General features: G+C 62.3%; 12 protein-coding genes and 1 pseudogene. 10 read left to right on the forward strand and 3 right to left on the reverse strand.

Annotation, left to right across the window (positions count from 1 at the left end):
- Positions 1-89: 89 nt before the first annotated feature.
- The 5 genes from NKI64_RS15830 (at position 90) to NKI64_RS15850 (ending at position 7,140) form a co-directional block, all read left to right on the forward strand.
- Positions 90-3,251: an AAA family ATPase gene (locus NKI64_RS15830; RefSeq protein ID WP_352668651.1), complete on the forward strand. Its 3,162-nt coding sequence runs from the start codon at positions 90-92 to the stop codon at positions 3,249-3,251.
- Between the two features lie 23 nt (positions 3,252-3,274).
- On the forward strand, positions 3,275-4,429 hold the full coding sequence (locus NKI64_RS15835; RefSeq protein WP_023689834.1) for a YcaO-like family protein: 1,155 nt from the start codon (positions 3,275-3,277) through the stop codon (positions 4,427-4,429).
- 5 nt (positions 4,430-4,434) lie between these two features.
- Positions 4,435-5,157, forward strand: a complete 723-nt coding sequence (locus NKI64_RS15840) for a TfuA-like protein (protein ID WP_352668654.1) — start codon at positions 4,435-4,437, stop codon at positions 5,155-5,157.
- A 79-nt stretch (positions 5,158-5,236) separates the two neighbouring features.
- Positions 5,237-6,415, forward strand: a complete 1,179-nt coding sequence (locus NKI64_RS15845; protein ID WP_023689836.1) for a gluzincin family metallopeptidase — start codon at positions 5,237-5,239, stop codon at positions 6,413-6,415.
- 32 nt (positions 6,416-6,447) lie between these two features.
- Positions 6,448-7,140, forward strand: a complete 693-nt coding sequence (locus NKI64_RS15850) for a hypothetical protein (RefSeq protein ID WP_155923581.1) — start codon at positions 6,448-6,450, stop codon at positions 7,138-7,140.
- A 645-nt stretch (positions 7,141-7,785) separates the two neighbouring features.
- Here NKI64_RS15850 and NKI64_RS15855 read toward each other — a convergent pair.
- Entirely contained in the window at positions 7,786-8,622 is an 837-nt protein-coding gene (locus tag NKI64_RS15855; protein WP_352668656.1) for an SLC5/6 family protein, read from the reverse strand.
- Between the two features lie 758 nt (positions 8,623-9,380).
- On the opposite strand from NKI64_RS15855, the gene NKI64_RS15860 reads away from it, so the two are divergent.
- The 4 genes from NKI64_RS15860 to NKI64_RS15875 all read left to right on the forward strand — a co-directional run bounded on the left by NKI64_RS15860 (position 9,381) and on the right by NKI64_RS15875 (position 11,201).
- Positions 9,381-9,536, forward strand: coding sequence for a DUF1127 domain-containing protein (locus NKI64_RS15860; protein WP_023671409.1), 156 nt, complete (start codon positions 9,381-9,383; stop codon positions 9,534-9,536).
- Between the two features lie 140 nt (positions 9,537-9,676).
- Positions 9,677-9,850 (forward strand): hypothetical protein, encoded by a 174-nt coding sequence (locus tag NKI64_RS15865; protein ID WP_023671410.1) that lies wholly within the window; start codon positions 9,677-9,679, stop codon positions 9,848-9,850.
- A gap of 173 nt (positions 9,851-10,023) precedes the next feature.
- Positions 10,024-10,728 (forward strand): Crp/Fnr family transcriptional regulator, encoded by a 705-nt coding sequence (locus NKI64_RS15870; protein WP_023749898.1) that lies wholly within the window; start codon positions 10,024-10,026, stop codon positions 10,726-10,728.
- Positions 10,729-11,012: 284 nt separating this feature from the next.
- A complete protein-coding gene (locus tag NKI64_RS15875) occupies positions 11,013-11,201 on the forward strand; it encodes a hypothetical protein (RefSeq protein ID WP_023671412.1) in 189 nt (62 codons plus the stop codon).
- Positions 11,202-11,391: 190 nt separating this feature from the next.
- On the opposite strand, the pseudogene NKI64_RS15880 reads toward NKI64_RS15875, so the two are convergent.
- Positions 11,392-12,026: pseudogene (locus NKI64_RS15880) on the reverse strand (sulfotransferase family protein); the annotation flags it as partial.
- Positions 12,027-12,231: 205 nt separating this feature from the next.
- Between NKI64_RS15880 and NKI64_RS15885 the strand changes: the two are divergent.
- Complete coding sequence (locus NKI64_RS15885; RefSeq protein WP_352668676.1) at positions 12,232-13,431, forward strand: aminotransferase-like domain-containing protein; 1,200 nt, start codon at positions 12,232-12,234, stop codon at positions 13,429-13,431.
- A 120-nt stretch (positions 13,432-13,551) separates the two neighbouring features.
- Here the strand turns inward: NKI64_RS15885 and yghU are convergent, their stop codons facing one another.
- Positions 13,552-14,421: a glutathione-dependent disulfide-bond oxidoreductase gene (gene yghU, locus NKI64_RS15890; protein ID WP_027048808.1), complete on the reverse strand. Its 870-nt coding sequence runs from the start codon at positions 14,419-14,421 to the stop codon at positions 13,552-13,554.
- Between the last annotated feature and the right edge of the window lie 409 nt (positions 14,422-14,830).

Genomic DNA, 14,830 nt, shown 5'->3' on the forward strand with positions numbered 1-14,830 from the left:
TCCTGCCCTGCCCACCGATCAAGTGTTTTGTGAACAGCATCGCACTTTGCTAATATTGCCGTCACTGTGCTCGGCGAGGAAATCCCAGCATGTCGGAGAAGAGTCCGGTCGCGTTGCCGGCGGCGTCGGTGGCAACAGGTTTTCTGGGCGGCAACGGCAACAATGCGTCGGAAGCCCGGCATGAGCGCCGGATCCTGACCGCGCTCTGCTACGACCTGGTCGGATCGACCGACCTTCTTGGCATCCTGGACATCGAAGAGTTCGAGGAACTGATATCAGCCTTCCAGCGGGCGGCGAGACAGGCGGTCGCGTCGTGCTCGGGTGCCGTAGAGGTCGAGGTCGGCGATGGCGGCGTTGCTTTGTTTCCTGCCGAAATAGACGCCAAGGATGCGGCATCGCTGGCGATCCGGGCCGGGCTCGAAATCATCGACGCCTGCAGGCGCGTCGGTTCGAACCAAGGCCGCGCCGATTTGCATGTCCGGGTCGGAATCGCGACATCGATGACCCTGATCCAGAAGGGTGACGCCGAGACGGGTCGTGACAATGTCACCGGCCCTGCCTTCGCGATGGCCACGCGGCTCCAGGCCATCGCGCAGCCGGATACGGTGTTAGTCTCGGAGGCGACACGCAACCTGGCGCGACGGTCGCATGTGTTCAGCTTTAGGGGCAGCCATACGATCAAGGGTTTTGCCGAGCCGGAGCTGGTCTGGCGCGCGCTGAGTCACAAGCGCGAGGTCGACCGCTTCTTCGCCTTCGGGCGGCTGAGCAGTCCGCTCGTCGATCGCGAGGCCGAACTTGCCACGATCGCCGAAGCATGGGACAGCGCCGTTGCAGGAAACGGCGGCGTGGTGGTGATCGAGGGCGAGGCCGGGATCGGCAAGTCGCGCATTCTTCACGAAGTGCGCCGGCGCACGCGTCACCAGCGCGCGAAACTGCTGCTCTTCCAGTGCACGCCCGGCGGCTTGCGCTCGGCGCTGCATCCGCTGCTACAGAACGTACGCGGCGATTTCGCCGGCAACGAAGGACAGCTGAGCGCTGCCGCTGTGGCAGAAGTATTCCGCGATCATGACGTCCGCGATCCTGAAATCATAGACGTCTTCTCGTTCCTGCTCGGCGCTGCGGGAGCCGATCCGATGCTTAAGGAAATCGACGCCGAGGCGATGCGCGCGAAAGCCAATTGGGCGGTTCGCCACTCGCTCGAAGCCCTGTGCGCCAGCGGACCGATCGTCCTGGTGGTCGAGGACATCCATTGGATCGACCTGACGTCTAGACAATTGTTGGCTGAGCTTGCACAGTCGGCCCGTCACTTCCGGGCGCTTGTCATCGCGACCACGCGCCCTGAATCCGGGAGCTGGCTGGGAGCATCGAATCCAAGGCATATCTCGCTAAAGCCGCTCAACCGCGAGCAAACGCGGCTGGCGATCGCGGCCATGTGGCCGCAAGGCAAGCCTTCAACTTCCCCGGAATTGCTCGACGTGGTGGAACGCGTGACCGGAGGCGTCCCGCTGTTCATCGAAGAAATCTGCCAGTGGATGGCCGAGAACGCGGCCTCGGCAACGGATCGGCTGGCGCAGACCGCGACGCGCAGTCATGCCTCGGTGTTTGAAAGCGTGATCGAGGCCAGGCTCGAAACGCTAGGGCCGGCACGCGAAGTCGCGCGCGCCGCGGCCGTCGCGGGCAATCGTTTCAATCAGGAATTGTTGCGCGCGTTGTTGCCGGAGCTCGACGACGAAATCATCACAAACGCGCTGGATTCACTGAGCGAGGCCGGGTTCCTGATCCGCGTGCGGCCTTTTGGCGTTCCGGTCTATGGCGTGCGCCATGCGCTTATCCAGGAGACGATCTACAACGCAACGCTGCGCAAGAAACGGCAGGCCTTGCATCGCCACCTGTTTGCCGCGGTGAGCCGCAACCGAAACCTGGCCGGGTGGCTGAGCACCGCCGAGGTCGCCGAGCACGCCGAGCGCGCAGGCCTTATGGAGGACGCGATCGCTCAGTTCGTGATCGCAGGCACGGAAAGCTCGTCGCGCTCGGCAATGGCGGAAGCGAGGCAGATACTCGAGCATGCATTGGCGCTCTGCGAGCACGTTGCGGCAGCCGACAGGCGAGACGCGCTGCGGCTATCGGCCATGATCGTGCTCGGTCCCATCCTGACCGCTGTCGAAGGTCCGAACTCGGGGCCCGCCCGCAAATTGTACGAGGACGGCGTGGTGATAGCCCGGCGGCGGCCGGTGGCCGAGCGGGCCAAGTGGTTCCCGATCTACTGGGGCTGGTGGTTCACGGATACCGTCATGGACGGCGAGCGCGCGGAAGTGGTGCTCAGCGATCTCAGGGATGTCGAGGATGCCGAAGTGCAACTCCAGGCCAGGCATTGCGTGTGGGCAATCGACTTCAATCTTGGCCGCCACGACCGCTGCATCGCGGCAGTCGACGCAGGACTTTCGCTCTATGAGCACGGCCAGGGCAAAGCCAATGCTGCGTTGTTCGGCGGGCATGACGCGAGGGTCTGCGGGCTCGCCCACCGCGCCTTGTCGCTTTGGTTTGTCGGAAAGCCGGCAAGCGCGATCCATTCGATGTCGGAAGCTAGGAGCTGGGCGCAGCAAACCGGACATGCCGGCAGCATCGCACATGCCTATCTCAACGAGGCGATGCTGCATTGCTATCGCCGAGATTTTTCGAGGTTACGAAGCGTGATAGCGGATCTGCGCCACTTGACGGAGCGCCATTATATGCCCGCTCTCGCCGCCGCAGCGCAAATCTTCGAAGGCTGGTGCGACGGCAACGCCGGCCAGGTCGAGAGCGGCAGGGAGAAAATGCGGCAAGGCCTTGGCCTCCATGGCGAGTTCCAGACGCCTGAGGACGAACCGGTCTATTGCGGCATGCTGGCAGAGCTTTTGACACGAACTGCCGAGGTCGATGAGGCGCTCGCGTTGCTGGGCTCGGCTGTGGCGCAGGCCGAGGCCGGCGGCAGCCGCTTCTGGCTGGCAGAGCTCTACAGGCGAAGGGCGGAGCTACTTCTTCTCCAGGGCGATGCGGAGGCGGACGTAATCGCTGCCCTCGAAAAGAGCATCGCCATAGCCGCGGAGCAAAGTGCCGTGCCTTTCCTCGTCAGTACATACGAGACCCTTCAATCATCAGGCCTGTCGCCTGAACTGTCGTCGCGCTATCGCGATCGGGTCGAACGTGCGAAATCCGCTCTCGAGCCGGGCGCCGCGCTGATCGTCAATCCCGAATCGGCCGTTCGGCACTAGCGGGCCCTGCAAGAGCATCCGCGATGCTGGAGCGATATCAACGCCTTGGTCCGCCGCCCGACGAGGCGCTGGCGAGGCTGATGAAGATGCGCGAAGGCCTGGGCATCACGCGGATCGCCGACATCACCGGGCTCGACCAGCTCGGCATCCCGGTCGTGCAGGTGACAAGACCTTTCTCGCTCTCCAACGCGGTCGCGCAAGGCAAGGGCGCCACCCTGGTGCAAGCCGGGATATCGGCCATGCTGGAATCGGCCGAGAGCTTCTTTGCAGAGCAGGTGGCGAATTTCGAACCAGTCGTCGGCTGCGCCGATCAATTGGGCATCCCGCCAGATCGTTTCGAAAGGTATCTCCAAGGGGGCACCGCGCCGGGATGGCGCGGCAGGGAGACCGCGTGGGTAGCCGCAGACAATCTTCTTACCGGCAGCCGCGACCTGGTCCCGTTCGAGCTCGTGCACACCGCCTATGTGTTGCCGTCGCTGCCCCATGACGGCATTTTCGCGGCATCGACGAGCGGTTTGGCAGCAGGCTTCGCGGAGCCGGATGCCATCGTTCATGGCATGCTTGAATGCATCGAACGCGACGCGATCGCCACGGCATACCGGACCCACGGGTTTTTCCACCGTCAACGCATCGATCCCGAGACGATCGATGATCCGTCGCTCCGCGATCTCCTGGAAACTTTGGCGGCCAAGAACGTGCTGGTTGGCCTTTGGCAAGCTTTGTCGCCGTTGGGCATACCGGTGGTGTGGTGCCATCTGCTGGAAGACGAACCGACAGAAACGGTCCTTTTGGATCATCCGGCTGATGGCTCGGCTGCCGGTTTCAGTCCCGCCGGCGCGGCGGTGCACGCCATCTACGAAGCGGCCCAGGCCCGTCTGGCGGCGATCTCGGGCGCGCGCGATGACCTGACGCGCGCGTCCTATCCGAAATACCCCGATCGGCAGGTGATTGCAGCGCATCGCCGGCTCCTCCGCGACGGCCCGCGCAGCGTGGATTTCGGCGCGTTCGCCGAGCAGAAGTTCAACACGGCGTCGGACGGGCTGTCGGTCCTCTTGGCAATTCTCGAAGAGAGAGGGTTCGATGCGGTTCACCTAATCCGGGTGGGAACGAAACCGTTCGACGCCCTGTCGGTTGTCAGGATTGTCATCCCTGCCTTGCAGCCGCTCTTGCAGGGGTAGGGATTATGCGCCCGAAACTCGTCTTCACTGGCCCTACCGTGTCCCATTCCGACGCGTTGAAGGTCGTCGATGCGGTATGCCTTCCCCCGGCCGTGCAAGGCTCGATCGTTTCGGCCGTGCAGCATTTCGACCCGAGTGCGATCCTTCTCATAGATGGCGGTTTTCAGACCGAGCCGGCGGTTCGGCACAAGGAAATCCTGTGGGCCCTCAGCCGCGGCATTCATGTCGTCGGCGCGGCCAGCATGGGTGCCCTTCGAGCAGCCGAGCTGTTCCCCCATATGCAAGGCGTCGGGCTTATCTACCGATGGTATCGCCGCTGCGCCTTTGCACCCGACGACGCAGTAGCGGTATTGCATGGACCGGCCGAGGTGAATTTCGCTCAATTGACGCATGCGCTGATTGACCTGCGCCGGACCCTTCGTGCTGCTTGCCGGCGCGGCGTGATTTCACCCGAACAGCAGGCGAGGCTCGAGGGTGCGGCACAGGCCGTCAATTTTCGCGATCGCACCCTGGCACGGATGGTCTGGGATGCGCACGACGGCAAGGACGACGTCGAGAAATTGTGCAGGGAGCTCGGCGCCGCTTTCGTCCAGCAAAAAAAGCAAGATGCCCTGCGGGCACTCGAACTTTTGCGAGAGCAAGCATTTGAAAAAGCATACCCCGTGCCGGAATTACAGCTAACCACGGCCTTCTCCAAGGATATGGATGATGCGGGGCTGGCGCTATAGGCCCTGACCTCTTGGCGGCCGACGATTTACGTAACGTAAGCACCGTGATAGCGTGGCATCGTCAGAGGGGGCCAAGCAATTGGACGCGGTCGATCGTGCCGTTGCGCAAGGTGTGCTGGGTACGCGGTTCCTGGTCTACCCGCAGGTCCCTCACCTTTCGGGTTACGGAACACCCGAAACAGTATGGATTTCTACTCCACCCGATCTGATCCGCTCCGGCCCGGAAGATCACCGCATCTACGTTCGCGATCCGCTCCTCGACAAGGAGCCTTACGACTACCCTTATCTGCCACCGTTTGTCGGCGAAACCTTTCCACCTGCACAGGCTGGCTTTGACGGCCATTTCGATCAGCTTTCCTTGACCTCGCGGCAGTTCCTTTCTGCGCACGCTTTCGCCTCGGTCAGCCGCGTGCTGGACATCTGGGAAAGCTACCTCGGCAAACCGATTGTCTGGTATTTCGCCGAGACGTTCGAGCGGCTCGAAATCATCCCCTTCGTCGACTGGGAGAATGCGCAATCGGGCTATGGCTATCTGGAACTCGGCCGAGAGCGCGGCATCGACGGAGGCAACTATCCCTATGCGCTCAACTTCGATGTGATCGCACATGAGGTCGGCCACGCAATCTTGTTTTCGCTGTTCGGGACACCAACTGGCGGCCTGACTCAAGGCGATTTCGGACCGTTCCACGAAGCCAGCTCGGATCTGGTCTCGCTCTTGTCCTTCCTGAATTTCGACAGCGGCATGGACCGGCTGCTGCGGCACTGCAATGGCAACCTGCTTGTTCTCAATGAGTTGAACCGGATTGCCGAGCTGACTGGCGATCGGCAGATCCGCCTCGCCAGCAACGCACGCCGCATGTCGGAGGTGACGGCGGAAATCCATGACAGGTCACGGCCATTCACGGGGGCTGTGTTCGACACGATCGTCCACGTCTACCACGCGGCACTGGTGCACGAGGGGTTGGCCGACGAGCGGCTGCTGGGGATCGATATCAAGGATGTCGACCAATCCGACATGCAGCGCATTTCGGATTTCACGTCCCGCGCCTTCCGCGCTCGGCCCTTCATGTTCAAGAGCATGCTGATCAGAGCAAGGGACGAGGTGGCTCTCGCACTTGCTCAGGCATGGCCACGCCTCGATGCGGACGACCTGTCGTTCGAAAAGGCCGCGGCGTTGGTGGTGGACTCCAGCGATCGCGTCGCGCCGATGCTCGCGGAAAAATTCGATGAGAATTTCAGCTGGCGGGAGATCTTGTGAACTGAAGGATGCAGCAAAAAGGAGCGAGGAAAATGAGCGACGACTATCACCGACCGACACTAACCTTTCCGTCAGGCGCTTACAACGCAACACAGGTTAGGCTCTATGGCTTGGGGGCGGAAATTGGACTCAGCGTGCCCGGTGCGCCAGCACCCTTTGGTGACACCGGCATGTATGTCGAAACCGCGCCTGGGGAACCTATCACCGACGAGCAACATGTCAACGCACTTGAAGTATTGAAGAAGTATGACAGCAACAAAGGCCGCCAAGATATAATAAATGGAAATATCCCATTTCCAAAAATACCAATCAGAGTCTCCTACCATTTCAAGATCGACCTGAAGAATTTTGGCGCTGCGGTCCTTTCAACGGTAGGCAGTACCTTCATGCTCGGATCATCTCCAGAACAGAAAACATCGTGCGGGATAATTGTCGGTTATGCCTATGAGGGACATACCTACGATTTGCCAAAGCCCAAGATAATGATCATCCCGGCGTTTCCGGAACCCAAGATTCCGGCGGACGATTCGGAATTTGACGCCAAGGAACCTGAAGGCTACGCGGTTTGGCTCGTCGATAAGCTCAACGAATGCGTGGAGTTGGAGATGAACCAGGGCTTTGTCGAACAGATCGTCCTCGAGGCGAACCTTCCAGGCAAGCGTTCACCGACGATGTACGCATCCAAGATGACGATGGGACACCGTGGCGGAAAGCTGAACGACTAGTCTCTCATGTTCCCTGTCAAAGGTTGAAGGCAAGAAGGCTCGCCTGCTTGGCAGGTTTGCCATGCAGTCGGATCGGCTGAAGCTGCACAGGGCTGGGGGTGGAGCTCAGAGACGACGGTTGATCAGACTCTCATTCCGCGGGTTGGGTACGGCCTTCCGTGTCTTGGTCTCGGGGCTGTCCTCGGTCTAGAGGGCGGGCGTGGGGCGCATCGGCTCGGCGACATAACTGGCGACGGGAGTTCCGCACGATGGCCATGTTGTGCGCCCTGGTTGTCACCGCCGGCCGAGATCCATTGAATCCTGTCGACACGAACGCGAAAGGCTTCATCACATCGATATCCGAGAGGCCCTCGGCATCCTCGCCGTGTCCGGCAAACGGGATTTAGCTGTCGCGCCAGTCAACGAGTGTGTCCGCTTTCCGAATGCTACCACCCGAAACCGGACAGGCAGGAAGCGGCCCAAATGCGACATTCAATTTTCGTCGTGCCCCTGCCAGGGATTTGGCGTGCCCCAGCCGCTTACGTTGCGTCTAGTCCCGCCATGTAAGCCTTCGCGCCACGAGGGACCGCACGCCACTGACGGACAACTATGATGTGGACCACCAGTTTGGCGCACCCAATCGGCCACGCCAGCCCGCAGCCTCATTCACGGCGCAGCCGTAAACCCGCACTGCTTCTGTTCCATCTCGATCTGCTTCGTGATGCGGATGGCGTTCTGGGCGTAGGCTTGCGTTACCGAGCCGCTGTTGACGGTCTTGTCCTTCAGCGGGCTGACCGCTGCGCAGAGGTGGAAGACATGCTCGGTGTCGGACTTGGCGGCGCCGTTTTCCGGCGCGATCCAGTAGACGATATCCTGGCCATTGGGGTGCGCCGCGTCCTTCGTCGCCGCGGCCACCGTGGTGGAGTCGGTGGCGATCGCCTGCGCCTGGGCGGCGACTTCGGGCGAGCAGGCCGTCGTCGGCTGCCCCGCCTTGATCTGTTCCGCGCACGAGTTCATGTCCTGCGTGTACTGCTCGACCGATGGCGGCTGGTAGCTGACCCCGATCAGCGTCGCCAGCACGGCCAGCACGGCGCCGATGCCGCCGGCCACCTTCTTGCTCTTCGGGTCCATGTTCTTGTCGTTGAGGATCAAGATAACCAGCGGCAGGAAGGCAATCAGGGTGATGATCGCGCCGAGCTGGTTCTGGACGAAGAACCGGAACGTGTCGGATTCGCGGGCCGGGTCCTTCCGGTTGGCCGCCTTCCAGAGCAGGCTGCCGGCGATGGCGAAGATCGCGATCCCGACCAGGATGCCAATCAGCAGCGGCAGGTTGCCCTGGTCGAACTTGTGCTTGTAGAGCAGTACGATCCCGGCGATCTCGCCGCCAATGGCGATGACCCACGACAGCACGGCGAACAGGCGCAGCCGCGTGGCCCCGGACTTCTGGCCCTGCGTCGCCTGCCAGTCCTTGGTAACGTCTACGGTCGGCTTGTTGTCGGTCATGACCAGATCCCCCGGTGTCGACACTTTTGCGGGGCGGCGTCAAAGGCGCCCGGCGCAGCGTCATTGATCGAACGTCGCCTGCCTCGGCGCGAAAGCGCCACGGCAGACCCCATCCTTATTGCGCATGATGGGATTCGTCCATAGCCGAGCGGGCGGACGAGGATGCGGGCGATGGTGCGGAGGAGGGCAGGGCAATCGCATAAGGCGGGCGCCAGCCCCACTCCGTCCGCCGCGGCCACCTTCCCCATGTGCATGGGGAGAGGAAACCCAAGCCCATCAAGGCCGCGACCTCGGTGATTGGCATTTCCTCTCCCTCCGCGGAGCGGGGCAATCGCATATGACAGGTTTCCGCTCTACGAATACCCCCACCCTTAATCCCTCCCCACAAGGGGGAGGAGACTTGGTAGGCGCTGATCGCCGCAAATCGCCTAGGTTCCACGCCAGAAAGGGTGGCTTGCGGCAGCGTTCCCTCCCCCTTGTGGAGGGTTAGGGTGGGGGTCCTCTTCGTAAGAACTCATATGTGATCGCCTTGCGCCGACGAAGGAAAGGTGGGTCGCCGAACCCGAGGGAGCGCCATATGCGATCGCCCTGCCATAGGTCGGATCACGCCACCGCGGGAGCGCAACTAATTTGTATACAAATGTTTCTGGCCGGCATCGGTTTGTGAAGCGCTTCACCGTTGTCGCGCAATCGATCGGTTACAGAGGCCGTGCAAGAGCGGGCCGAGGCAGCGCTCTGCTGCTGCATGGAGGTAACCGATGTTTGAAAGTCTCAGCAGAATTCGCGCTGCCCTGGCGCGCGCCAGCAAGCACAGGAAGACCGTCCGCGCACTGAATGCGCTGCCGACGGAGATCCAGAAGGACATTGGCTGGACGGAGTCGAGGTCGATCGATGAGATAAGGCTGCCGTTCTAGGGCCGCATCCAGCGTCGCTAATATATCGCTCGCCATCGATTGTTCGGAAGCGTACAGTGCAGCATCGTCGGCCACATCAATGGGCGCTGACGCTTGGGAGCGACCATCGCACTCCTGCCCCGACAGGAGGCATTGGAGCCATGGCGGAGCAACCGAGACAGTCCGGTCTGAGCGCCGAGACGCTCGCGGCCTTGGCGCGGGAAACCGGGGCCTCCGAGCAGCAGATACAAGAGATCGCATCGCTGATCGGCAACGATCGCTCGTCCATCGTGCGCGAAGCGCGCATGGTTGCGGCTGACCGCCCGAAGCGCTGATCCAGGAAAAAGCTGCTGGATTGATTGATGGGGCGTCGCCCCTGATTTGTCGGTTTTGTACGAAGTACAATGGCTGAATCCGAGTCAGCTATCGTCCAATGACCGTTTGCATTTGGGCAGGGCGCCGACGGCTGGGAGATGACATGTGCTCTTGCCCTTGACGGGAGAGAGCGATGGACCAGTCGGTCAGCAAGGAGAAAAGCGGCCTCTTGCGCCGCATGAACCCGGCCGACTTCGCACTGCTTGCGCCGCATTTGCACCATCGTGTGCTCGATCTCAAGGCCCCGCTCGAAATGGCGGGCGAGCCGGTCGCCTCGGTCTGCTTCCTGGAAAGCGGCCTGGCCTCGGTGGTGGCGAGGAACCGGCCGGGCCTGGACACCGAGGTCGGCATCATCGGCCACGAAGGCATGTCGGGCTCCGCTTTGGTGATGGGCGCCGACTGGGCGCCCCATGACTGCTACATGCAGATGCCGGGCGAGGCGGTGTGCATCGGTTCCGAGCCGTTCAAGGCAGCGTTGCAGAAAAGCCCGACGCTTCGCGCCTTCCTGCTGCGCTATGCCCATTATCTGCACGGCCAGACCAAATCCACGGCGCTGAGCAATGCCCGCGCCAAGCTCGAGGATCGGCTGGCCAGATGGCTCCTGATGTGTGACGACAGGGTGGTCGGCCATCAGATCCAGATCACGCATGAGTTCCTGTCCGTCATGCTCGGCGTCAGGCGTCCGGGCGTCACCATCGGCCTGCAGATCCTGGAAGGGCGCGGCCTGATCCGGTCGCGGCGCGGCGAGATCGTCATCCGCGACCGGGATGGCCTGATCGCCGTCGCCGACGGCTTCTACGGCCAGGCCGAGGCCGAATACGAACGGCTGCTGGGCTGAGCCTGGCACGGGCTGGAAATGGCCGACGCGAATGCCGGTGAAAGCATGTTGCCAGAGCCGCGCCGGCCATTTGCGGCCATCTGGGGAGAGGCCGCCCGGCAAATCTAGCATCGGCGCAAAAGCGGGCAACGAACCGCAATCGCTTGGTAAAAACCGTACAATCGAATTGTGTTGAACCTTGGTTCGGCAAGAGTATGAATCCGCTGTCGTCGACCATTGTATGGGGCGCTGGCGCCTGAGACTTCGACAGGCTCGCGCGCCCGATGTGAACGGGGAAAACCGAAATGGCAGAACTGCTTTTCGATGTATCCGCCTTCGATTGCGCCATCCTGCGCGCCGCCTTCATCAAATCGGTGATGGAAGACAATGTCCCGGAAAAGCGGTGGCGCGCGCTCGCCGCCTCCCTGGTTCGCGACCTGACCGACCACGAAGACGTCGAGCCGGATCTGCTCGGCTGGATCACGCGCAAGTAGCAATATTCTGACGGTCCGGCGGCTACCCCAGCCACCACCACAGCGCCGCGACCGCCGCAAGCACCGCCGCCACCGACAGCCCCAGCATGATGTAGCTGCCCTTGATGATGTCGCGGATGATCTTCTTCACGCTTTCGCGGTCGTTGAGGTTGGGGAAAGGCTCGTTGGGCAGCGCCACGCCGAGGAAGCCGCAGAGCGGCGCCCAGCCATCGCTGACCTTGAACACCAGAAGCTTCTCCGGCTCACGGCCGCTATCACCTCCTCGGTATAGGCGTTGTAGCGCGCCACCGCCTTGGCGCGGTCGTCCATCACGCCGGCAAGCGTGCGGCCCCAGATCAGCCTGTGCGACATGTCCCCGAATTTGCGGCCGAACGGCGTCAGCCATTCCAGCACCTTGAACTGCCACAATGTCTCGGTGAAGTGGATGGTGTCGATGGTGCTGTCGTACCAGGCCTCGGCGCCGCGCGGATGCAGGGTGAGCAGCACCTTGGCGTCGGGATAGGCGGCCATCAATTCGCGCCACACGCAGCATCCCGGATTGTCGACCGTCGCCTTGTAATTGGCAAAGACTCTGGTCCAGTCGTGCTGGCTGCCGGGCGGGCTGTTGGCCACCTTGCGCCAGAAGTCGAGATGGCCCTTGTTGGCCTTGTTGAGGATGACTTCCTGCATGTGATAGCTGGGAAGGCCCAGCCTGTTCAGCGCGGCAAAGGTCGACCATGTGCCGGTGCGGCCGAATCCGGCCCCGATGAGCTCAAGCGTCATTTTAACCCCCCTTGTTGAGACCGCTTTTCTTTTTATGCCGGTCCGCTCGGAATGAGGTTGCATCCGCGCCCCTCGGCGCGCAACAATTTTCCCTGTCCAGGGCAGAAATGTGTTTGCTTTTTCGTCTGGGCCACGCGGAATGAGGGTTTGGCTATTCCAGCGGGTGAGGGAGCCTGATAATAGGTCAGTCAGATTGACCTAAATCGCATGGCCAGAACGGTCATGCTGGACCAGATGCCGTATCCCGGGAGGTGGGCTCGTGAGTTTGATGGACCTGTTGGCGTCGCGCGCCTCGCGCATGAAGGCGTCGGAAATCCGCGAGCTGCTCAAACTGCTCGACCAGCCCGACATCATCTCCTTTGCCGGCGGCATCCCCGATCCGGCCTTGTTTCCGGCCCAGGCGATCGCCGATGCCTATGCCTCGGTGCTGGGCGGTGCGGAGGCGAGCGCAGCACTTCAGTATCAGGTCTCCGAAGGCTATCTGCCGCTCAGAAAATGGCTGGCCGGCCAGATGGGCAAGCTCGGCATTGCCTGCGACGAGCACAACATCTTCATCACCTCCGGCTCGCAGCAGGCGCTGGATTATCTCGGCAAGCTTTTCCTGTCGCCCGGCGACACAGCACTGGTAACATGGCCGACCTATCTCGGCGCGCTGCAGGCCTTCAACGCCTACGAACCGCGCTACGACCGGCTGACGCCGGACGGCGGCAACATGACGCCTGCCGCCTACCAGGCCGCTGCTGCCGCTGCAGGCGGCAAGGTGAAATTCGCCTATCTCGTGCCCGATTTCGACAACCCGACCGGCGAGACGCTGAATCGCCAGCAGCGCGAGGCGGTGCTTGACCTCGCCGACGAGCTCGACATTGCTATCATCGAGGACGCCGCCTATCGCGCGCTGCGCTATGACGGCGAGGGCCAGCCGCCGATCCTGGCGCTCGACTGCGAACGCTCCGGCGGCATCGAAAACGCCCGCACGCTCTATTGCGGCTCGTTCTCGAAAATCCTGTCACCGGGCATGCGCGTCGGCTGGGTCTGCGCGCCGCGCCGCGTCGTCGAGCGGCTGGTGCTGATGAAGCAGGCGTCGGACCTGCACAGCCCGTCGATCAACCAGCTGGTCATGCACCGCGTCTCCGAGGCCGTGTATGACGGCCAGGTGGAAAAGCTGATCGGCGCCTATCGCCAGCGCCGCGACGGCTTGCTTGCGGCACTCGAAGCGGAAATGCCGGATGGCGTCAGCTGGAGCCGACCGGAAGGCGGCATGTTCGTTTGGCTGACGCTGCCCGAAGGTGCGGACGCCACGGCACTGCTCGCCCGCTCGGTCAAGGAAGCCCGCGTCGCCTTCGTGCCGGGCAACGCATTCTACGCCGACGGTTCGGGCCGCAACACGATGCGGATGAGCTTTACGCTCGCAGATGAACGCGCCGTGGGTGAGGGCGTGCCGAGGCTGGCGAAATTGATGAAGGGCTAGGCGCCCTACCTCCCCCTTGTGGGGAGGTCGACCGAAGGTCGGGTGGGGGTGCTTGGCGCCGACCCCCACCCCGATCCGCTTTGCGGATCGACCCTCCCCACAAGGGGGAGGGTAAAAAAGTCACTCCGCCACCACCAATTTGTCCTGCGTCTTCGTCTCGAAATCGCTGGCGTCGTGGCGCTCGTGCAGTTGCATGGCGGGGTCGCCGAAGGCGCGGTTGACCATGCGGCCGCGTTGCACGGTCGGGCGGGCGTCGATCGCCTTGGCCCAGCGTTGTACGTGCTCGTAGTCCTGCACCGACAGGAACTCGGCGGAATCATTGTACATGCGGCCGAGCGCCAGGCCGCCATACCAGGGCCATACCGCCATGTCGGCGATCGAATAGAAGGCGCCGCCGAGGTATTCGGTCTCCGCCAGCCGCCGGTCGAGCACGTCGAACTGGCGCTTGGTCTCCATGGCGAAGCGGTCGATGGCGTATTCGATTTTTTCGGGCGCATAGGCGTAGAAATGGCCGAAGCCGCCGCCGAGATAGGGCGCCGAACCCATCTGCCAGAACAGCCAGGACAAGGTTTCCGCGCGCGCCGGCTGTTCGGTCGGCAGGAACTCGCCGAACTTTTCCGCGAGATAAAGCAGGATCGAGCCGGACTCGAAGACGCGGACAGGCGTCTTGCCGCTGCGGTCGAGCAGCGCCGGGATCTTGGAGTTGGGGTTGACCTCGACAAAGCCCGAGCCGAACTGGTCGCCATCGTTGATGCGGATCAGCCAGGCGTCGTATTCGGCGCCCTTGTGGCCGAGCGCCAGAAGCTCCTCCAGCATGACAGTCACTTTGACCCCATTCGGCGTCGCCAGCGAATAGAGCTGCAGCGGATGCTTGCCGACCGGCAGCACCTTGTCATGCGTCGGACCGGCAATAGGCCGGTTGATGCTGGCGAACGTACCGCCATTGGCTTTCTTCCAGCTCCAGACTTTCGGCGGGGTGTATTCGGTCATGCGGGAAATTCCTTGGGTTTGGCGGGGCGAAAACGACTTGCGCGACGGCGCGAGACTGATGGCGGAAAAGTCGGCGGAACCTAGATACGGGAACACATAGGTGCAATTCAGAAAGGTTCAACTTGTGTTGAACTATTATCGATGTCGGCGCCGCCCCTCATCGCCCTGCCGGGCACTTCTCCCCGTATAGTGACGGGGAGAAGGACGCTGTCGCCTACTGATTTCCCCAATTGCCAGCGTTGCCAAGAGCGCCGATGTTGCGGCCATCTCCCTTCTCCCCGTCGCTATACGGGGAGAAGGTGCCGGTGTCCGAACCGGATAGATAGGTAACAGAATGGACCGATAGCATGGGTGACAGTTTTCTTGTCCGCCGGAGGACCGGCGATGGTTTGGCGAGAGACTGGCATCA

Source organism: Mesorhizobium sp. M0478, from assembly GCF_040321305.1.
In the GTDB taxonomy this organism is placed as follows: domain Bacteria; phylum Pseudomonadota; class Alphaproteobacteria; order Rhizobiales; family Rhizobiaceae; genus Mesorhizobium.